This window comes from Clostridium puniceum, from assembly GCF_002006345.1.
GTDB classification, from domain to species: domain Bacteria; phylum Bacillota; class Clostridia; order Clostridiales; family Clostridiaceae; genus Clostridium; species Clostridium puniceum.
This window is the reverse complement of sequence record NZ_LZZM01000154.1, coordinates 46,035-68,140: the sequence shown is the minus strand read 5'-3', so window position 1 is coordinate 68,140 and position 22,106 is coordinate 46,035. Positions and strand designations below refer to the sequence as shown.

Here is a 22,106-nt window from a genome sequence, read left to right as displayed (position 1 = left end):
AGTTTTGAATTCCTATAAATTTTCTTGAACCTGGCAATATATCTTGAAAACTCATTATTATTGTATTTATCATTGGAGAAATGAAAAAAAACAAAAATACAAGAATAAATGGCAATATGAATACATACGGTGCTGCTTTTTTATTGTATATAAATTTATTAATCATTGCTTAACTTCCTCCTATTGCTCGTATTGAATGGAAAGAAGCCATTTAATAGCTTCTTTCCACAATTATAAAATAATTTTATTTCAATTCATTTTCTACTTGTTGTTGAGCCTCATCTAATGTTTGTTTTATATCCTTATTATCTTCAAATATACTATTAAGAGTAGTTGTAGCTATAACAGCACCAATATTAGGACTAGCTTCTGTTGATTTAATTAATTGTATTTCACTCTTCATATCATTTAATACATCAAAAGGATTAGTCTTAAAGAATTTTACATATTGATTATCTTTGTTATGAGTAATTTCTTTGTTAGTCCATACATCCATATTAGTCGGATCAAATCCCAAATCTTCCCATATAGCTTTAGTTCCATCTTCAGAAAGTTTTGCATATGCTAAGAATGCTTTAACATTATCTTTATTTTTAGCAGTCTTAGTTACAACTGTACCAGTTCCACCATCACCGATAGAACGCGGATCACCTTTTTGCCATGTTGGAGGTGCAGCAATAGCCCACTTGCCTGCTTGTTCAGGCATATATGTTGTAAATCTATTCATGTACCATAATGCTTTAATTACAACAGCATAGTCTCCAGCATTGATTGCAGCTTCAGCATCTGTTGTATCAGGTTGTCCACCTGGAATTGTTGCAATAGCATGAGCGTTTTGCATATCTTTTAATTTAGTAACTGCTTTAACCATTTGAGGACTATTTATTGCTGGCTTAGCATCTGCAGTTACATAATCAGATTTTTGTTGTCCTAACATAAGTGATAATGTTGTACTTCCAGCAGTATCACATGTACCAAAGTTCTTTCCAGTTGCTGCATAGTATTTTTCACCTGCTTTTTGGAAATCATCCCATGTTACAATACTCTTATAATCAATGCCTGCTTTTTCTAAAAGTTCAGTGTTGTAATATGCAACAACAGCTCCAACATGTGTTGGTAATCCATATACTTTTCCTTCTTTACTGTAAAGAGCAAGACGAGATGGAACTATCTTGTCCTTATAAGGTCCAACCACATCATCAAGAGTCTCTAATTGTGGCTCTCCCTTCAAGAAATTAGGAAATTTACCTACTTCTATATCACATATATCAGGAGCACCTTGTCCGGACAACAATGCAGATTGTAATTTGTTATGCATGTCATCGTAAGGAAGAACAGTAAATTCAATATCTAATTTTTTGTCAGGGTTATTTGTATTCCATTTTTCTAACATTTTTTGATAGAATTTTGCATGCATATCTACAAATGTCCACATTTGTAGTTTATCCCCTGAAGATGATGCTGTTGAAGCCTTTCCACTATTATCACTGCTAGTAGCACCGCTACCACATCCTACTAGCATTGTAGCAACAAGAGATGTAGCTGCTGCTATAGTTGCAATTTTCTTTAATATTTTTACACTTTTCATATTATTGACCTCCTATTTTTTGTAGATGAAGTTAATATATTAGTGAACATTATTCCTCCATATTTCAAAGTAAATTTAAAAGAATAATGACTAAAACAATATGTATAATTTCTTTTATATACTTATTTTTAATTTCAAACAAGTATATCACTAAGGCTCTAAACACAATATATACTTCCAAAATTTTGTTTTACCTTTTTTTAAAATATATTATAATGTAAATTCATTATATAAATCTTATTTTTTCCACAAATAAACTATATAACACATATTTTTGCAATATTATATATTTTTTCGTTTTAGTAATCCTTTTCATAGATTTCAGTATTGTATTTTGTTTTGTCCTTATGTTTTCATTATACACCTATCTATATTAAAGTCAACATTTTTATATTACATTTTTCTAAATTATTTTAACTTTACTTAAAATATACTGTGTATCTTTTTCTAAATATTGCACAGCAATCTTTCAAATGATATACTATTTCTAAACTTACTTTAACAAATTACTATATAAATTTATTATAATTTGTTATACGCTAACAAAAAAATAATCCAATTTACATATTAAAGGAGATTGATTTTATGAGAATATTTTCACCGAATTTTGAACGTGAAGGTGCTGGTGTAGAAAAAAACGAACCACCCAAAATAGGTCTATCATTATTTTTTCAACTATTTATTTCAAGATTTTGGGATATGCTAAAATTAAATATTATCTTTATTATATATTGTATACCTATAGTTACAATTGGTCCAGCATTTGGAGCATTAACTTCTATTACAATGTCAATGGTTCGAAATAAACATATTTATCTATTCTCTGATTTTCACGAAGCATTTAAAACTAATTGGAAGCAATCCTTCACTTTTAGTTTTATAATTTGTTCAATCTTTGCAGTATTATACTATTCTACTTTATTCTATTTTAAGCTGGCACAACAAAATCATATTTTTTATGCAGTTTTCTTTTTTTGCATTTTTATTACTGTTGTATTTGGACTTGCTTGTTTATACATATTCCCGATACTGACTACTATATCTCTTTCAATAAAGGATATTTTTAAGAATTCTATATTTTTAAGCATAGTATGTCTAAAAAATACGTTATTAGGAGCTTTAGTTTATGGTTTTATTTTAATAGTCAATCTTTTATTTTTTCCTCTAACTATTCCGCTTATTTTGATTTTCACCTTTAGCATGCTTTCTTTCATTGCCAGCTTTACCTCCTGGCCTGGAATAAAAAAATTTATTATAAAAGATTAAAAATTATATTTTCCATTTATAAAACCACAAACTAATTACTATTATACAGATATTGTAGAATGGTAATTAGTTTGTGGTTTTATATTTATTTACAATTCAATTTTTAATTCTACAGGACAGTGATCTGATCCCATTACTTCCATATGGATTTTAGCATCTTTTAACTTATCTTTTAAACTATTTGAAGCTAAAAAGTAATCGATTCTCCACCCTGCATTATTTTCTCTTGCATTAAATCTATACGACCACCATGAATATACTTCTTCTTTACTAGGATAGAAGTATCTATATGTATCTATAAATCCTGCATCTAAAAGCTGTTTTATTTTTTCTCTCTCCTCATCACTAAATCCAGCATTTTTTCTATTACTTTTTGGATTTTTAAGATCTATTTCATTATGAGCAACATTTAAATCTCCACAAACTATAACAGGTTTGATTTTTTCAAGATCCTTTAAATAATTTCTAAATACATCTTCCCACACCATTCTATAGTCTAGTCTCTCTAGTCCTTGCTTTGAATTTGGAGTATAAACATTAACTAAATAAAATTCTTTGTATTCTAATGTTATTACTCTTCCTTCTGTATCATGTTCCTCTATTCCAATTCCTATTTTCACATTCATAGGTTCTTCCTTAGTAAATACTGCTGTGCCGGAATAACCTTTCTTTTCTGCATAATTCCAATAAGCTTTATATCCATCTAAATCTAAATCTATTTGACCTTCTTGTAGTTTACTCTCTTGAATACAAAAGATATCTGCATCTGCTTCTTTAAAATATTCTAAAAAACCTTTTTTAACACATGCTCTTAACCCATTAACATTCCATGAAATTAACTTCTTCACTTAAATCTCCTCCAACTTTTGGGGTATAATAATTTCCAAATAATAATAATTCTTATTATATAATATATTAAGAATATAATCTATATTAGTTAAAGTTTATTTTTTACCAATAAAATAAAACCATATGCTAATTAATATCAGCTAAATACTTCTATAGTTAATATTATTATTTAATATAGGTAATAGTTTAAATTTATTCTACACGCTTATCCATGCTCCTGATGAATCCAGTGCATAACCCTCAATAGTTATATTAGCTGCCATTTGTCCGCTTGGATGAAAATAATACCATTTATTATCTATTCTTTCCCATCCATTAGCTAATGAATAATCATTTTTTAAGTAATACCAATTATTTTGATAAAAGTTCCATCCCAGTTTTGTACAAGCTTTTTCTTTAAGTGCTTCTTTAACTGTGACAATCCTAACACCTTTAGATAGTAAATATTCAATTGTTTCTTTAGTTTTCTGCAAATTATTATCCCACTTACCTGGCCACACTGAATTATCTGCGTATATTTCTGATCTATAATAATGACCATGCCCCATAAATACAACCCATCCGTTATTTCTAATAGCCTCATCTATTATCTTCTTATTTGTAGCTAAAGGGACTTCTAACATAAGTCTATATATATTGTATCTATTATCTAACAAATTGGTATTATATAGCTCTTTACCATTATAATATCCAAATGCAGCACTATAATATTTTTTAACTTCGTTTACAACATTATCATTGTAATTATTAAACGGATAAACTAAACCACTAATTTCAATTCCCTTGCTCTCATAAAAATCTTTACTAGATTTTAATTGATAATTAACGTCAGATACACTCAGACTAGTTAAGTCTAAATGATCTGTTGTATGAGATAAAAAATCCCATCCATAGTTATTCATCTCATTTATTTGATACATATTAAGATAATTAATATTTTTTCCTGTCTGTGAACTAATTAAAGCACTGCATCCTTTTATGCCTTTTGATTTAAAATATGGATACATGATTGTATAATCTTCAACCTCTCCATCATCAAACATTATAGTTGCCGAAGGTGAATTTATTGTATTTTTCTGAAAACCCATCTCTACTGCGAGAGCTGGCTCAATCTGAAATTGCATTGTTAGTAAATAAATTAAAAAAATCATTACAATTAACTTTATATGTCTCATTTAAATTACTTCATCTCCTTATTTTTTTCATAAAATGGGAAAAACTCTTCAGTTAAATCTTGAGGTGAGAAAGACATAAAAACTATATCTAAATTATCAATACTATTAACAAATTCAGGAATACTTTGTTTGTAATACCTAGGATCTATTAAATATATATCCGAGCATACTGTTGATAAAAATGCTGCTAATGGTACAGAAAAAGAATCCTTAACAATTAAAATATTAGGTCCGCTAGGATTATCATTATTTTTCACATGTACAATTCCCCGATTTCCAAATAAATAGGAGGAATATTTGTCTGCTTCTAATGCATATGTTCCTTTCTCTGTTCTAAAAGGAGATACAGTTAAAAGCGCTTCTTCAAATCTGCCATTCAAAGTCATTTCTTGTTCTCCAGTCTTAGAATAATATGTGTAAGAAGTTTCAAATTTAGGATATACAAGCGTAAAATCATCTACTCCTCCATAAAACTTTCCTACTTTTCTTCCCATTGATCCAATATATGAATTTTCATACTTTATAAAATTATAGTTTTCTTTGTTTGTATAAAACTTATTATCATCCAAATTCATATTATAGTTAGTATTTAATTTATTCACTACTTGTCCAAATTCCCAAAAAGCTGTTTCTATTTTCCAATGATGATCTGTTTTAAAAAATAGTTCATCATTAGGTATTCCACTTTCAGTTAAATTTTCACGTAAATCTATAGTATCAATATGTTTTTGTTTAAGCAACTCAAGGAAACTATCTGCTGTTTCATTTGCAAAATTATACGGTATTCCTGTAGATAACTCTGAATATCCCTTAATATATTTATCAGGTGGCATTAAATACACAAATTTTGTATCTTTATTTTTTAATCCATTCTTAAAATCTTCCGTTCTTGTTGCAATATCGTATACCGGATTAGCTTTATCTGCAAAAAATGTATAATGCAAAGAACCCTGCTTATCTTTAATTACCTCAAAATTATTTTCTTCATTTTTATCCATTAATCTTTGTAAATATCCATAAGTCTCAATCAAAGAATATTTAGCATAAACATTTTCAGTAACTGTAGTTTCTATTAATTTTATTTTTGCATCTAAATTGGATAGATTGATTTCATTATTTTGAAATGCTTCCTTAAGCGGATTATATGCTATTAGTATATTTTGAAATGAAAATATAAAAAGTATTCCAATGAAAATTATTGAAGTTATTAATTTTTTAACAAAAAATTTACTCATTATATAACGTTACCTTTCTTCAAATTTAAAAATTGAAATAAATGAATGGATTATATGACCCTTTTATTATATAACTTATACATACAAAAAATAACGATATTATTACCAAAGGATATATACCCTCTATTATTTTATACCCTACAGCTCTGTCAAAAATATATTTATTTGCTTTTTTAGCAATTGGTGTACTAAATAAAATAGCTGCAATAAAGAAGATTAAGTTTTCCTTTATAAACATAAAAGTATAATCACTCCAAAATCCATTATTCTTAGCTCCAAACATACAGGCAATATAATTTCCTGCTTCTATTAAGTCTTTAGATCTAAATAATACCCATCCAAGGTTTATAATAAAAAGTGCATATATATGTCTTATTGAATTATTAATCTTTAATTCGTCAAATGAAAAAACTTTTTCAAGTGCAATAAACACAAAATTTAATAATCCCCAAATAATAAATGTCCATTCTGCTCCATGCCAAATCCCTGTTAATAGCCATACAACTAATAAATTACGTATCACTTTATCTTTGTTTGCTACTCTGGAGCCTCCAAGTGGAAAATAAACATAATCTTTAAACCATGAACTCAATGATATATGCCATCTACGCCAAAATTCTCCTATTGATTTTGATATGTATGGATAATTAAAATTTTCATCAATTTTAAATCCAAACATCAATCCAAGACCAATTGCCATATCTGAATATCCTGCAAAATCAAAGAATATTTGAAAAGTATATGCAATGGATCCTAGCCATGCAAGACTAATTGGAATAGCAATATTAGAATTCATTTGAAAAATTCTATCTGAAATAACAGCCATACTACCAGCTATTAAAACTTTTTTTGCAAGACCTATAATAAATCTACAACATCCCACTGAAAATTTTTGCCACGTTTCTTTTCTGTTTTTTATTTGTTCTCCTATAATATTATAACGAGATATGGGTCCTGAAAGAACTTGTGGAAAAAATGCTATATATAATCCAACATAAAATGGATTATTTTGTACAACACAATTATTTCTATAAACATCGATAACATATGATATAGCCTTAAATGTAAAAAATGAAATACCTATTGGTAGTGAAAGTTTTGGAATTATAAATTGATATGATTGCATTTCATTAATATTACGAATAACAAATCCTAAGTACTTAAATACAAAAAGTATTGATAAATTAGTTATACACATGCTGATTATAATAATTTTTGCTTTTTCTTTATTTTCTCTATATTTATCAATTATCAATCCAAATAAATAATTTATAAATATAGACCCAATCATAAGTATTATAAATTTTGTTTCTCCCCATGCATAAAAAAACAAACTAGAAATAAGCAATACTGCATTTTGTATTTTTTTTGAAAAACAAGTCCCATAGTATAATATTAAAACTATGGGAAGAAAATAAAATAAAAATATTACGCTTGAAAAAAGCACTCTCTTTCCCCCTTAAAATTTAAATTTTTCAATATATAAGTTCTAATTAATTTACTACATTTACCTATTATACAGTAACTAAATGTATGGAGGTTACTTATTAGAATATATATTTATTAACTTATAGAATTATAAATATATAAGCTTTCTAATATTTTATCCTCTTCAACCAAATTATTTTATACATTTTTCTCTCTAAACTCAGTCATTGTAAAACATTTTTAACCTTCAAAGAAGTTTATCCTTATTTTTTCTGTTCCAGCTCCAATATAAACCTCCAAATATTATAGAAATAAAAACTATAACTATTCTTGTGTTTATCAAAACATTATTAGTTAATATATTTTTTTCATTACTGTTTATGATTTCTTTTATTTGATCAGGCTTTGCAATACTTTTACTTGTTCCATCAACTTCTTGCGCGCTAAGTGTCCAGGATGTGACTAATTGTATTTGTATTTTTTCACTTATACTATTATCTAATACAGCACTTATTTCAATTTTTTGAGGTACTACATCTGGTGTAACAGTCAAACGACCATTTTCGCTAATTGTTATTCCATCTATATCATTATCAAGCTTAAACTGAATATTTCTATTACTTCCTTCAATTTTGTAATCAGAAATAGATTCCCCTACTATTGGTATTTGTACAATACTTTTTCCTTTAATAAATGAATTACTATCAAAATAAGTTTCTAATTTTGATCCTTTATTAATCAAGTTAAATCTACTTAGTTTAAAATTTCTCTCTTCATTTTCTGCTAAAGTAGCTATAATTCCCCATGATGAAATTTTATTTGTTCCATCTAAAAATGAACCATTTTCTTCTCTAAAACTATTAAATGGTATATATATAATACCTTCAAAGCGTTCAGGTAATTCTACTGTTCCATATGATGGTTTTACTTTTTCGATTATCTCAGAATTATTTTTCTGAATTAGAATAATATTGTCATTAGATGGAGAAAATACTTTATCTTCACCTTTTTTTATATTCATATTTATTCTTATTGGATTATCAGAATTATTACTAACATGAAAACTCATCGCTTCATAATTAGACCAATCACTACTTTTATCTTCATATAAATATGCAGTATAATATCCTTCATTTAATCCCTTTGTACTCATATTTACATCTAATTCATATCCATAAGTCTCATTTGAATTTACTTCTACAATTGCTCCATTGGCTGTTTTTTCCATATTAATTGGAGCAAATTCTGTAAATTCTAAATCTGATAATCCATAAACATATGTAGAATTTATGAAACTTATTACCATGATGCAAATAAGCATTATTATTTCCTTATTTATTTTAGCACAATTCATTCTAACCTCCCTAATTAATACGAACTCCAATCTAATTTAATCTTTAAATTAATTTCTATACAACATTTTTATATTATAAATATGACATTTCATCAAATTCATAAAGAGATTTTGACTTTCTTTGTTGTAATTGCTGCTGTTTTTTTATTAAAATCTCATTTTTATATTCCGTTATCCAATTTAATAATCCACTTTTAAAAGTTTCGTTTTTTGCTAAAGAATCATATTGCTGAATTTTATATAATTGAGACGAATCTTCTATAAGCCTTTTTTTTCCTTTAAATGATTTTTCATAATCTATAGGTTTATCTAACATGCACTTAAAATCAATTTTATCATTCACATGAACTGTTATTTCTTTAACATTTCTATACTTAATATCTGTTTTTATAACAGCATATTCATAATTGAAATTACAGAGTGTAATAATACCACATTCTTCAGATTTCAATTTTTTATTTAACACTATACGTGGAAGCTTTCTGTTAAATAAAACCGACTTCTTTCCTCTTTTTAAAATATTAATTCTAATATCATCAAAAATACTATTGTTTTTCTCAATGTACTTAGGCAGAGTTGGTACTCGATCATATATTATTCCTAGTAGTTGCTTTAAATTATCATCATCTATTTTAATTAATTTAAAAGCATATTTCCATTTCTCGCCAATTTGTGCTACATGAACAATATTTCCTTGAAAGTTAGATATATATCTTTCTGTAAACAGTGAAATCCCAATATTCTTCTCATACGGCATATATATTGGGTTATCTAATATAACAGAAATTCCTCCTTCTGAAATATCAATTGTCATGCATTTTATGTCTTCATTATCATAAGAAATATTACATTGAATTTCCGCTGGAAATCTTTCAGCTTTTCTATATGCTTTTCTTCCTATCATAAAAAATATTGACATAATAATATTATAAAAATTTACTACAAGCCAAAACAGCAGTACTATATATACAGGCGAACCTAATTCAAATGTCATCTCTATACAATTTACAATCCCAATTACAGAAAGTATTCCAAAAAATATATGGGGTATAGCTTTTTTTATTTGATATTTTCTATCATCTTCAGCCCCTCCATCTTTTCTTGTAACTGCAAATTTTTTTTGTGTTATTCCAAAGGTTTCTAAAAGCACTACTGGAAGAAGTGATGGAAATAAAATAGTCTCATATATATTGGTCAATTTTGTACTTCTAATATTATTAGATAATTTCTTTAGAGTTGCATCACTAAACAAATACATTGGCAACCAAAATATAAGCACTTGTACAAGATCACATTTTACAACAACTATTCCAAATACTGCAAACATAATTGGTGCCATTATATATGCTAATCTTTTTAAACCTGAGTACCAATATGAAATAGCAGAAATATAACTAAGTTTTTGTTGTATATTAAGACCTTTTCTAAAAAGAATGTTGAGTTTCCTTCCTGTTTGGATGCATCCTCTGCTCCAACGTTCTCTTTGTTTAATTAGACTTTTCAAATCATCTGGTGAAAGCCCTGATGCATGTACTTCATCAATTGCATAACACTTATATCCTTTGCTTTGAATAAGTAATCCAGTTGCAAAATCCTCAGTTATTACTTTTGTATAAAATCCGCCAATTTCCTCTAAGGCTTTTCTTAAAATCATAGTATTAGAGCCACCATATATTACTGAATTAGTTTTATTTCTCGAAACTTGAATATCGCGGTAGAAATAATCTTGTTCATTAGGAATCCTTCCCTCTGAAAATAAGAAATATTGAAATAAATCTGGATTATAAAAACTCTGAGGCGTTTGAACAAATCCAATTTTTTCTTTTGTCAAAAAATAAGGTACACAAGTTTTTAAGAAATCATGCATCGGAATCATGTCTGCATCAAATGTTACAACTAATGGCGAACTTGAATGTGCTAATGCATTATTTAAATTTCCAGCTTTAGCATCTTTTCTTTCCGTTCTTGTAACATAATTAATTTTCATAAAATCAGCAAGCTCTTTCATTTCAGGTCGATTGGAATCGTCGCAAATATAAATATGTACTTTACTTTTATCTGGATATTCCATATTAATACACCCGGTAACCGTCTTATAAAGTAATTCTACTGGTTCATTATAAGTTGCGATGAATACATCTACATCTGGAAATAAACTTTCACTCACATCTGGTTTTGTTGGATAATCAATATTTGACATACTATAATAATGTATTGCCGCTTCCATCATTCCTACAATCTCTACCAATAATAAAAAAATACCACATATAAGTCCTATAATTCCACTTTCAAAAGGTATTGTAAAAAAAATTCTCCATACTAAATAAATAGATGATGATAATATTGTTCCTATAATCAAAAGTTTATTTTTCAATATTTTTAAATTTATGATTCTCACCACTTTCTCAAAAATTCATTTTTTAATTTCTAATGATTTAATAAATTCCACAATCAACCTATTTATTAAATTTTATTAATATATGGTATATAGATTTAGTATAAATATACCATATATCATATTAAATTTTTTTAGTTTAAATTATGAAAATCCTCAATTATATATAAAAAAACCAACAATTAATATTTCTATTAATTGTTGGCCGGTTGCACTACTAGCTCCAAATTCTCTAAGTGCCCAAATAAAGAAAATTCTTCATAGCTTCCCGATTATACTCAGTTATATGTCAATTATTGTATCATTATATACAAATAAAGTCAATAAATCTCTTTTCTCGACTTTATTTGTATAAATATTTCTATATTATAATTTTATTTATACAAATCAGTCAAATTTTATAGTCTTCCTTTATTTTTGTGTTTTGTTCTTACATTTTTCTTCTTACCACTTTGAAATTTGTTTTTTTCATTTACAGATTTATCTTTATTGACTTTGCGAGCATTTTTTTTATTGTTTCCCAATTTAATTGAACTTTTTCCATCTGAATTATTATTTGCATGACTCTTATTCCTTATAAGGCATTTAGGTCCATTTCCAATCAAATCTATTCTTCCACCTTGAGTTAACGCCTCATATACCAATGTGTAATACTTTGGATTTTTAAATTGAAGAAGTGCCCTCTGCATAGCTTTTTCATGTTTAGTTTTAGGTACATAAACTTCTTTCATTGTCATAGGATCAAGTCCTGTATAATACATTGTAGTCGCTAAAGTTCCTGGTGTTGGATAAAAATCCTGCACTTGCTCTGGTTGATAATTTATATCTCTTAAATATTCTGCAAGCTCAATAGCACAATTTAATGTACTTCCTGGATGAGAAGACATTAAATATGGAATTATATATTGTTTTTTTCCTATTTTCTTTGTTAGTTTCTCAAATTTAGCTACAAATTTATCATAAGTTTCCCCTGCTGGTTTACCCATGTATTTTAAAACATCTTTTGAAACGTGTTCTGGCGCCACTTTTAATTTACCGCTTACATGATGCTCCACTAATTCTTTAAAAAAAGTATCATCTTTATCAGCCATAATATAATCATATCTAAGCCCAGAACGAACAAACGCTTTTTTCACCTTCGGAACTTTTCTTATAGCTCTAAGTAAATCTAAATATTCACCATGATCTACATCCATATTTTCACAAACATTTGGTGATAAACATTCTTTTCCTTTGCAAGCGCCAAACGCTAATTGTTTACTGCATGCTGGCTTTCTAAAGTTTGCAGTAGGCCCTCCAACATCATGTATATATCCTTTAAAATCAGGCAATTGCGTAATTTCCTCAACTTCATGTAATATTGATTTTTTACTTCTGCTTTGAACAACTCTTCCTTGATGAAAGGTTATAGCACAAAATTTACAATCTCCAAAGCAACCTCTTGAGCTTACTGTGCTAAATTTAACTTCTTCAATTGCAGCAATTCCACCTTTACCTTCATATATGGGATGAAAATTCTTCATATATGTAAGTCCATAAACTTCATCTAACTCTTCTCTATTTAAAGGTGCTTCAGGTTTATTTTGAACTAAATACTTATTTCCGTGTTTTTGTACAATAATATGACCTCTTACTGAATCTTGTTCTTCATATTCAATTTTGCTTGCTTCTGCATATTTGCGCTTATTTGTACAGACTTCTTTATATGATGGAATTTCAACATAATCCTGTACATCTTGTAGACTTTCTGTTACATAACAAGTACCTCTTACATAAGTTATATACTTTGCATCAACTCCATTTTTTAAGCTTTCTGCAACTGCCACAATTTGCTTTTCTCCCATGCCATATATCAATAAATCTGCCGTACTATCAATAAGCATTGATTTTCTTACTTTGTCACTCCAATAATCATAGTGTGCAAATCTTCTAAGACTTGCTTCTATTCCACCAATTACAATATTAATATCCTTGTAGGCTTCTCTTATTTTATTACAATAAACAATAGTTGCTCTATCTGGTCTAAGACCCATTTCTCCACCTGGTGAATAAAGATCTTTTTCACGTAGCCTCTTGCTTACGGTATAATAGCAATAGGTAAGTTTTTGATATCATCTCCAACTTTTCCCCTGCTCCACACCGTACGTGTAACTTTCATTACATACGGCGTTCCATCAATTATTTATCAATTTCTATTATTTCATTTCCAATCTTTTTACGGTATTGATTTAGTTTTCTTAATTGATTTCCAGTCAGTTTAATTTGTTCTAAATAATATTCAATCAGTTTTAAACTATTCCCATGTATCAATTTATCAATCAAAGTTGTGATTAAAATTAAATTTTTATATCCATCATCACCACCATTATCTTTTGATATAATGTGGTGAACCTTCATATTAAACTCGTTTAAAGGTAATCCTGTAATTTTACATTTTCCCTTCTGTGCTGAGTAAAGTGAGATTCTATTATCATTATATTCTACACTTTCCTTTGCTATAGGATGTCTAGCTAAATATCCTAAGACATTTTCGTCTAAGTAACCTACGTTAGAATGTATTATAAATCTACCTTCTTTAGTGTAGTTTGATAATATCTGATTAAATCCTATGGGGAATCTTGTTCGTATTTCTCTAATAGGATATAAAATTAATTTATCTACGTAAATTTCTTTACCTTCATATTTTTGATACCGTTTGATGTATTCAACTGGTTTGTATCCATTATTCATTTTAACTGATTTCAATTTTTGTTTAAGACAAAACGAAAGATTATATTCTATCGATCTAAAATCTATGTATACATTACTAGCTATTTTATAGTAGTTCTGCACACCGGCAACTATTTTGTTATAAATATAAACTTCCTTATGTATAGGACATCGTTTAATTTTAATTAGTTGCTCTTTTATATTATTTCTGATATTCTTTTGGGCTTTGTCAGATACACTAGTATAGGCTACATATTTGTTACCTTTTAATATAGCTTTTACTTTAAATCCTAAAAATTCAGATGCTGATTTTCTCATATCTGTTATTCGAGATTTATCGGGACTAATGTCAAGATTTAATCTTTCTTTTAGCCATTTTTGTGTAGCGATATAAATTCTTTTAGCAGAATCGTGTGTCCTACAAATGATTTTAAAATCATCAGCATAACGCACGACATATATTTCTTTTAAGTTAGTTTTCTTCATAGCTCTATATTTATGGCAATTTTGACCATATTTATAATCTGTAGGAAATGTTTCCCATTGATTACTTATCCACCAATCTAGTTCATTAAGAACAATATTCGATAATAGAGGTGATAAAATTCCACCTTGAGGTACTCCCTTATTTGGTATTCCGATATTTTCTATTTCAGCTTTCAACATCTTACTTATTATGCATAATAGTTTCTTATCTCTTATACCTAATGTCCACATCTGCTTTAATAGCTTACTGTGATTTACATTATCAAAGAAACCTTTAATGTCGATATCTACCACATAATACATATGGTCTTGATTTATCTTTTTAACTAGATAAGCCATCGCATGTTCTGTACTGCGGTTAGGTCTAAACCCATAATTATTAGGGTGAAACTTTGCTTCACATATAGGTTCTAAAACCTGTTTAATACATTGCTGAATTATTCTATCTTCTATACAGGGAATACCCAAGGGTCTCGTTTTACCATTCGATTTTGGTATTTCTACCCTTCGAACCGTTTGAGGATTATAATTTTCTAATCTACTTTTTATATAGATTATATAATCTCTAGTAGGTTTATCCTCTATATATTTAATATTGTGTCTATTGGTTCCAGGTGTTTTACTACCGTGATTTCTTTTAATGGTTCGATATGCCAATAATATATTTCTATCACTACTTATAATATTATATAACCTTGTGAATTTACTATTGTTCTGACTTTGCTTATAAAGATTATCAAAAGTCTTTTGCATGTCATAATATTCATTATAACGTAAATTATCTTTCTTTAATGTCTTATTAAATTGCTTTTTAAGAATTTCTTTTCTTTCCGTATTATACATTGTTTAGGGCGATTACTCCTTATTCATAATATTATAAATGGAATATAATCTCTCTTAGTCCTACTCGAATCCCAAATTTTTATGAAATAATAAATTTAAATATTTTTAAATAATTGACTTGTGCCTATCCCTCCACAATTTATTATCATTGCTTCATCGGTACTGTGGCACTACTCTCACTAACGTAAATACTAGTTATATGAATTTTAATTTATGTGAATAAAATTTAAATTGCATAACATTTTAATAAAATGGATATATAATATATAGATACATTAGAGGTAATTATTAGGAATCACCTCTAACATATTATGTTTTAAATTAAGCTCTAATTTTTGTTACATTTTTTCTTATTATAGAGCCATTTTTTCTGATTACTTCAGTGATTTCAACAGTATTCTTATTGATTCTACGTTGGGTAATCTCTCTATTAAATCTATCCATTTTATTGTACCTCCTATCTGTAAAGATAGGGGTATTTTACCACATTTTCATTTTCCTAGCAACCATTTCATAGGCTTATAAGAGCCTCCATGTCATTAGCTTTCCACGTTCCAATTTCTCTATCTCTTACATATATCCTTAGGTCGTTTCTTTAGTCCTGCTTTAACAATACTCCCCATGAGAATATAAGGATTTTCATAAATCATATTTTTACTCACCCTCTAAAGCCACTCAAATAAGTGCTATTGCATTTCTACAATACTGGTTTATAGAACCGTACATTCGAAACTTTGTCAGTCACTTTTAGTGACATTCTAACCATAGATATTTTTATAGACCTCCAGCCTATCAAACACTCGACCATCTCTGGTTCGCATTTCCTGTATGTTAGGGATCCCTCATACTTAGGGTGTTCTCTCAACTGACTTCACCGAGCGTATAACCTTTATATCTTATAATATAAACGCTATTCGGAGTATCAAGGTTAGCCTTTCAAGACGTTACTCTATCATTCGACTAATCGAGAAATTAGTTCTAATAGATAATTGATATCTATTGTCTAGCCTTTATTAATTTAAACTAGAAACGTGTCGCACATGATTAACCATAGAATCCATATTTCCTGCATTAACCAAAAATCCATATTTAGGTTTCCCCAATTTTTGAAAATCGTAAAGTGTTTTCCAATCTGGTTGAGCTATTATTCCAACCTTATATCCTTGTGCTTCAAGGACTCTTGAAATAATTGCTGTTCCAAAACTATGATGATCTATATATGCATCAGCTGTGACTACTATAAGATCACACTCATCCCAGCCTCTTTCTCTCATATCTTTTTTACTTATTGGTAAAAATTTCTTTTCATTTACCATCTTTCCACCTACTATCTTATGTGTCTTTTATCCCTTTCGCTATTATAACACAAAGCAGCTTAATTCTGTACCTGAATAAGTGGATTTCTATTATTTATCTCTGAAAGAAATTAATTGCCAATATTTATATTATGAAAGAAGTTATTTGCTTTATTCCTCAATTATAATTTTAACAAACATTTTTATAAATCTAAGTTTTAAGCAATTTACTTTAAAAGAATATGGACTATTTAATAAGAAAAATTTAATTTTTAATTTCTAACTTTTTGTGTACCTTTTTTAATTATGTTGAATATATTATTACTATAACAAATGATTAAAGATATAAAGGAGAAATAAATTATGAGTAGATGTTGTAGATGTTGTTGCAATAGATGTTGCTGCAATAGATGTTGTAACAATTGTTGTGGATTTAATAATGGATTTAATAATGGTTTTAATTGGTGGCCTCTATTATTTTTCTTCTAAAATTTATTGACTAATACTTTTATTTCTAAAATTATTTTTATCACAAAATACTAAAGATGAAGTCTTTATCTATATTTGCACTAACAATATATAGAATAAATGAATGATAAAATATATTTTTCATATAAAATGAGCTGTTGCAAAAGTAACCTAGTTAGTTTTGCAGCAGTTCATCTTGATGAATACCAAGAATTTATTGTGCAAAAACGAAACATTAATGCAAACTATTAATAAAATTCTCAAATGACTTTCTCAAAGAAAATGAACATAAATATAGAATTGATAAATGAAAAACTCAAATTCAAAAATATATAAAGATAGATTGAAATTACCAATAATAAAAACAAGTGCAAATACTAACCATATTTCTTGGTTAATACTTACACTTATATAGTACCAAAATACCAAGAACATTAATGCTTCTCTGGTATTTTTTTATTTCTTAGTATGTAGTTTAATTTAATTCTTAAATGAATGTATAGGTGCTGGAATTCTTCCACCTCTGTTTGCAAATAATTCTGATGATTTTCCATTAACCCTCATTACAGGTGCAGTACCTAAAAGACCACCAAATTCAACCATATCACCAACTTGGCATCCTGGTGCTGGTATTATTCTAACAGCTGTAGTCTTATTATTAATTACTCCTATAGCCGCTTCATCTGCAATCATCCCTGCAATTGTTGAAGCTGGTGTATCACCTGGAATTGCAATCATATCAAGTCCAACTGAACATACACATGTCATACCCTCTAATTTTTCTAAGTTTAATGATCCGCTAATAACTGCATCTATCATTCCTGCATCTTCTGATACTGGTATGAAAGCTCCACTTAAGCCTCCAACATGACTACATGCCATAACCCCACCTTTTTTAACTGCATCATTAAGCATTGCTAATGCTGCGATAGTACCATGAGTTCCAACTTGTTCTAAACCTATTTCTTCTAAAATTTCTGCAACAGAATCTCCAACAGCTGGCGTTGGTGCTAGAGATAAATCAACTATACCGAAAGGTACATCTAATCTTCTTGATGCTTCTTTTGCAACCAATTCTCCCATTCTAGTAACCTTAAATGCAGTTTGTTTAATAGTTTCAGCGACAACATCAAAAGATTCTCCTCTTACCTTTTCAAGAGCTCTTTTAACTACTCCAGGTCCACTCACTCCAACATTTATGATTCTTTCAGCTTCTCCAACACCATGAAAAGCTCCTGCCATAAATGGATTATCTTCGACTGCATTTGCAAATATAACTAATTTTGCACATCCAAATCCCTTTTGATCTTTAGTAAGCTCTGCAGTTCTTTTTACAACTTCCGCCATATCTTTTACAGCATTCATATTTATTCCTGATTTAGTACATCCAACATTAACTGATGCACAGACTTTTTTTGTTACAGCCAATGCTTCTGGAATTGACTGAATCAAAATCTTATCACCTTTAGTACATCCTTTTTGGACTAATGCAGAAAATCCACCTAAAAAGTCTATTCCCAACGTTTGAGCAGCTCTATCCAAAGTTCTTGCGAATTCTACATAACTGGTTTCATTAGTAGCTCCTGCAATTATTGACATTGGAGTTATTGAAACTCTCTTATTAACTATTGGAATTCCAAATTCTGTTTCTATTTGTCTCCCAACTTCTACTAAGTGCTCTGCTGATTTTGTAATCTTATCATATATTTTAATTCTAGCTTTATCACCATCTGGATCTATACAATCAAGTAATGATATCCCCATTGTTATCGTTCTTACATCTAACTTTTCTTCTTCTATCATCTTAATGGTTTCAAGTATATTATTAGTATTCATAAGCCCCTCCTAATTATAGTGAATGCATTGACTTAAATATTTCTTCTCTTTGTATCTTAACTTCTACCCCAAGTCTTTCACCTTCTGCTGTAAGTCCTGCACGAACTTCTTCAAAACTTCCCTTCATATCTTTGCAGTCTAATACCATTATCATAGTGAAAAAACCTTGCATTATAGTTTGATTAACATCTAATATATTAATGCTATATTCCAACATTTTTTGACTAACTCCTGCTATAATACCAACTTTATCTTGCCCAATTACTGTTAATATTGCTTTCATGCTTATCTACTCCATTCATAAGTTATTTTAGATGTCCTATTAAAAATATTATCCAATTCGGATAGAATTGCATAATACTAAAAAACTACATCATCAATATATTTATTCTATAATTTATATTATATTTTGTCAATTTTATCAGAACATTTTGCAATATTTTTCCCCTTTTGTTCGTATTAATTAAAATGATCATTCATATAAATTCTAATTAATTTTCTGTATTAAAGCTATTTACAACATTAAGTTTTTGTAATTTATCTATTAAGAATATATCTATTGGTCTATTTTACGCTATCACAATTTATTTCGCAGTCTTCTTTAATATCTTTTCTATATTATAAGGTTTATATGTGTAATCTACACACAATCTGCTTAATAGAGTCGTATTGTCACCTATTCCAACATAACCTCTATCAATTGTAAAGCCCATAGCATATCCAGTTTCTAAAACAGCCTTAGTAGTATCTTCATTATATTTTCCTTCTGGATAAGCAATTGAAATAACAGGCTTACCTGTTATATTTTCGATAGCTTGTTTAGAATTTTTAAGTTCATTAAACTGTTGCTCATAAGACAATTCTGAAAGCCTTAAATGTGAAACTGTATGAGATTCTATGTCAATTCCATAATCACTCATTTCTTTTATATTATTGGGTGCCATATATACATCACCATCCATATAACTTGATATAATAAAAATAGTAGCATTCATATTAAATTCCTTTAATATAGGAAATGCATTAGTGTAATTATCCATATATCCATCATCAAAGGTTAATAAAACACTCTTTTCGGGAATTGGCTTGTCCCCCAATATGTAATCATTAAATTGAGCCATTGTTAATGTTGTATATCCATTATCCTTTATAGCTTGGAGATGTTGTCTAAACTTTTCTGGAGAAATAATAATTGGACTTTTTCCCGATGGATCTTTATTTATAGAATGATAACAAATTACTGGTATCTTTATTTTATCATTTCTTGTAGTAGTACCTTCATTAACTGGATTTGTACCAGTTTCTGAAGTTGTTACTTCGGTAGAGACTGCTTCTGAAGAGGATTTTACATTCCCCATAACAGAATAAGCAGCAGTAATAACTACCGCCATGCATAACACCAATTTAATTAATAACGGTCCAATATTCGTTCTGTTTGTATTCCCTGTTTTATTCTTCTTTATTGTTTTCATATATTTTTCCTGCCTATTCATATAATTCAAATATAAATTTAAAGCAGCAAGTCAGATTTTTATACTTACTGCTTTAAAATTATATTATTAATCAATAATTAATTTTTTGCACTTATTTGGGTAGTACTTAAATGTTCAGCTGATATTCTCTCTTTGCTCTTAGATTTTGCATAGTCATTTGAAAAATATATAATTAGACTTTCATCATTACTTTCAGCATTAACTTGATACATTACGCTTTGTACATACCCATGAATGAAATCATCTTTGCTGAAAAATAAATTTATTTCCGTTCCAACCTTAGTAATTACGTTAATTACATCTTTCAAATCTTTTGATTCTTTTGTAAATACAATATCACCACTATCTATTAGACAAAACTCAACCTTCATATCTTTCACCTCCTGCTTAATTAAAATTATATAATATAAATAGATTATTTCAACCCTAAAAAGTAATTATAACTATAAATCAGTAATAAATATAACCCCTTCCTAGTAAAGTTAAATTTACTAAAAAAGGGGGTTATTCTTGTAATGACTTGTATTTTAGTACATTTTAAGTACTGTTTAAATTCAAAAGATATCTTAAGTCTTTAACATATAAGCCTTAAGTATGTTTTGTATTACTATTCCCACTCTATAGTTAGAATCTCTAATTCGCCTTCTTTTAGCGATACCTTGTACCCATCCGTAATTAACCAAGTAGCCAGATCTGTGACCATGTTTCTTCTAATTTCATCTCTCCTACTAACTGCGAAAACAGCTGAAACTTTATTAACTCCTGCCCTTTTTCCCTGTTGTATGTTTCTCAATATTATGTTCTTATTTTCGTTTAATCTTTGTTCGTATTCATTCACAATATTTCCTCCCAATAATTATTTAATAATGTAACTATTCTTTAGACGCTGCTTTTTTAATAACGATTTTATTTTTATTTATCCTCATATAATTTTATGATATAAGATTTCAAGTTATTCTACTTTTTATTCTTTATATATAAAAAAGCTACCTTAAAATGCAAATTTAACATTTAAGACAGCTTTTTATTAATTATGTATTTTTACTTAATTTGTTCTTTTTTAATTTCTGAAGATACATCTATTCCTCTATGCTCAACAGCTGTAGAAAAAACTATTTGAGTTTCTGTGTTGCCAAACTTTTGAAGTTCCCCTATAAATGCATCTAATTCTAAAGTTGTATGATAAGCAACCTTTATTAACATAGAATATTTACCTGTTACACAGTTACATTCAAGCACATTAGGGCATTCAGCTATAAAAGGATAAAACTCTGTTTTTTGTTTTGGTGACATTTCTAAGTTAATAAATGCTTTGATATTATAGCCTAATTTCAATGGATCTACATGTGCTGAATATCCTGTGATGACTTTTGCTTTTTCTAATTTTTCAATACGAGCTGATACTGCTGGTGTTGATAAAAAAACTTCCTCTGCCAAATGCTTAAGCGGATAACGCGCATTTTTTTGTAAAAGTTCAATTATTTTATAATCAATTTTATCCATATGTAATCCCTCTATTCCTTAAAAATACTTATAACAATTCATTTTAAATTGTTTCTCTATATACTTAATTATTAAAAATATATAATAAAAAGGCATATCAAATAATACTTGGTTACCGATACGCCTCTTTGCGTTATTTTATTAAATTAACATCATTTAAACGAAAATCATTTTCTTATAGTT

General features: G+C 28.2%; 16 protein-coding genes, 2 pseudogenes and 1 riboswitch. Of the genes and pseudogenes, 1 reads left to right on the top strand and 17 read right to left on the bottom strand.

Annotation, left to right across the window (positions count from 1 at the left end; all coding sequences use genetic code 11):
• Positions 1–244 precede the first annotated feature (244 nt).
• Entirely contained in the window at positions 245–1,588 is a 1,344-nt protein-coding gene (locus CLPUN_RS12515; protein WP_077847612.1) for an ABC transporter substrate-binding protein, read from the bottom strand.
• Positions 1,589–2,173: 585 nt separating this feature from the next.
• Here CLPUN_RS12515 and CLPUN_RS12510 point away from each other — a divergent pair.
• Complete coding sequence (locus CLPUN_RS12510) at positions 2,174–2,854, top strand: DUF624 domain-containing protein (RefSeq protein ID WP_077847611.1); 681 nt, start codon at positions 2,174–2,176, stop codon at positions 2,852–2,854.
• Positions 2,855–2,943: 89 nt separating this feature from the next.
• Here the strand turns inward: CLPUN_RS12510 and CLPUN_RS12505 are convergent, their stop codons facing one another.
• The 16 genes and pseudogenes from CLPUN_RS12505 to CLPUN_RS12435 all read right to left on the bottom strand — a co-directional run bounded on the left by CLPUN_RS12505 (position 2,944) and on the right by CLPUN_RS12435 (position 21,923).
• The gene (locus CLPUN_RS12505; RefSeq protein WP_077847610.1) at positions 2,944–3,702 is read right to left on the bottom strand and encodes an exodeoxyribonuclease III; all 759 of its coding nucleotides are present in this window, start codon (positions 3,700–3,702) and stop codon (positions 2,944–2,946) included.
• Between the two features lie 198 nt (positions 3,703–3,900).
• A complete protein-coding gene (locus tag CLPUN_RS12500) occupies positions 3,901–4,854 on the bottom strand; it encodes a polysaccharide deacetylase family protein (RefSeq protein ID WP_207652748.1) in 954 nt (317 codons plus the stop codon).
• 29 nt (positions 4,855–4,883) lie between these two features.
• On the bottom strand, positions 4,884–6,113 hold the full coding sequence (locus tag CLPUN_RS12495) for an alginate O-acetyltransferase AlgX-related protein (protein WP_077847608.1): 1,230 nt from the start codon (positions 6,111–6,113) through the stop codon (positions 4,884–4,886).
• Between the two features lie 25 nt (positions 6,114–6,138).
• A complete protein-coding gene (locus CLPUN_RS12490; RefSeq protein WP_341425133.1) occupies positions 6,139–7,404 on the bottom strand; it encodes an MBOAT family O-acyltransferase in 1,266 nt (421 codons plus the stop codon).
• Positions 7,405–7,788: 384 nt separating this feature from the next.
• Positions 7,789–8,895: a hypothetical protein gene (locus CLPUN_RS12485; RefSeq protein WP_077847606.1), complete on the bottom strand. Its 1,107-nt coding sequence runs from the start codon at positions 8,893–8,895 to the stop codon at positions 7,789–7,791.
• 73 nt (positions 8,896–8,968) lie between these two features.
• Positions 8,969–11,269, bottom strand: coding sequence for a glycosyltransferase (locus CLPUN_RS12480; protein ID WP_242954123.1), 2,301 nt, complete (start codon positions 11,267–11,269; stop codon positions 8,969–8,971).
• Positions 11,270–11,484: 215 nt separating this feature from the next.
• Positions 11,485–11,566: riboswitch (cyclic di-GMP riboswitch) on the bottom strand.
• Between the two features lie 122 nt (positions 11,567–11,688).
• A pseudogene (locus tag CLPUN_RS12475) lies at positions 11,689–13,380 on the bottom strand (YgiQ family radical SAM protein); the annotation flags it as partial.
• 88 nt (positions 13,381–13,468) lie between these two features.
• Positions 13,469–15,328: a group II intron reverse transcriptase/maturase gene (gene ltrA, locus CLPUN_RS12470; RefSeq protein WP_077847605.1), complete on the bottom strand. Its 1,860-nt coding sequence runs from the start codon at positions 15,326–15,328 to the stop codon at positions 13,469–13,471.
• Positions 15,329–15,649: 321 nt separating this feature from the next.
• Positions 15,650–15,772, bottom strand: coding sequence for a hypothetical protein (locus tag CLPUN_RS29185; RefSeq protein ID WP_278281645.1), 123 nt, complete (start codon positions 15,770–15,772; stop codon positions 15,650–15,652).
• A gap of 596 nt (positions 15,773–16,368) precedes the next feature.
• Positions 16,369–16,644, bottom strand: a pseudogene (locus CLPUN_RS12465) (YgiQ family radical SAM protein); the annotation flags it as partial.
• Between the two features lie 927 nt (positions 16,645–17,571).
• Positions 17,572–18,927: a PFL family protein gene (locus tag CLPUN_RS12460; RefSeq protein WP_077847604.1), complete on the bottom strand. Its 1,356-nt coding sequence runs from the start codon at positions 18,925–18,927 to the stop codon at positions 17,572–17,574.
• Positions 18,928–18,940: 13 nt separating this feature from the next.
• The gene (locus tag CLPUN_RS12455) at positions 18,941–19,210 is read right to left on the bottom strand and encodes an ACT domain-containing protein (RefSeq protein WP_077847603.1); all 270 of its coding nucleotides are present in this window, start codon (positions 19,208–19,210) and stop codon (positions 18,941–18,943) included.
• Between the two features lie 301 nt (positions 19,211–19,511).
• On the bottom strand, positions 19,512–20,399 hold the full coding sequence (locus CLPUN_RS12450) for a polysaccharide deacetylase family protein (protein ID WP_242954122.1): 888 nt from the start codon (positions 20,397–20,399) through the stop codon (positions 19,512–19,514).
• Between the two features lie 98 nt (positions 20,400–20,497).
• Complete coding sequence (locus CLPUN_RS12445; protein ID WP_077847601.1) at positions 20,498–20,791, bottom strand: hypothetical protein; 294 nt, start codon at positions 20,789–20,791, stop codon at positions 20,498–20,500.
• Between the two features lie 236 nt (positions 20,792–21,027).
• The gene (locus CLPUN_RS12440) at positions 21,028–21,258 is read right to left on the bottom strand and encodes a hypothetical protein (RefSeq protein ID WP_077847600.1); all 231 of its coding nucleotides are present in this window, start codon (positions 21,256–21,258) and stop codon (positions 21,028–21,030) included.
• Positions 21,259–21,461: 203 nt separating this feature from the next.
• Entirely contained in the window at positions 21,462–21,923 is a 462-nt protein-coding gene (locus tag CLPUN_RS12435; RefSeq protein WP_077847599.1) for an Lrp/AsnC family transcriptional regulator, read from the bottom strand.
• Positions 21,924–22,106 lie beyond the last annotated feature (183 nt).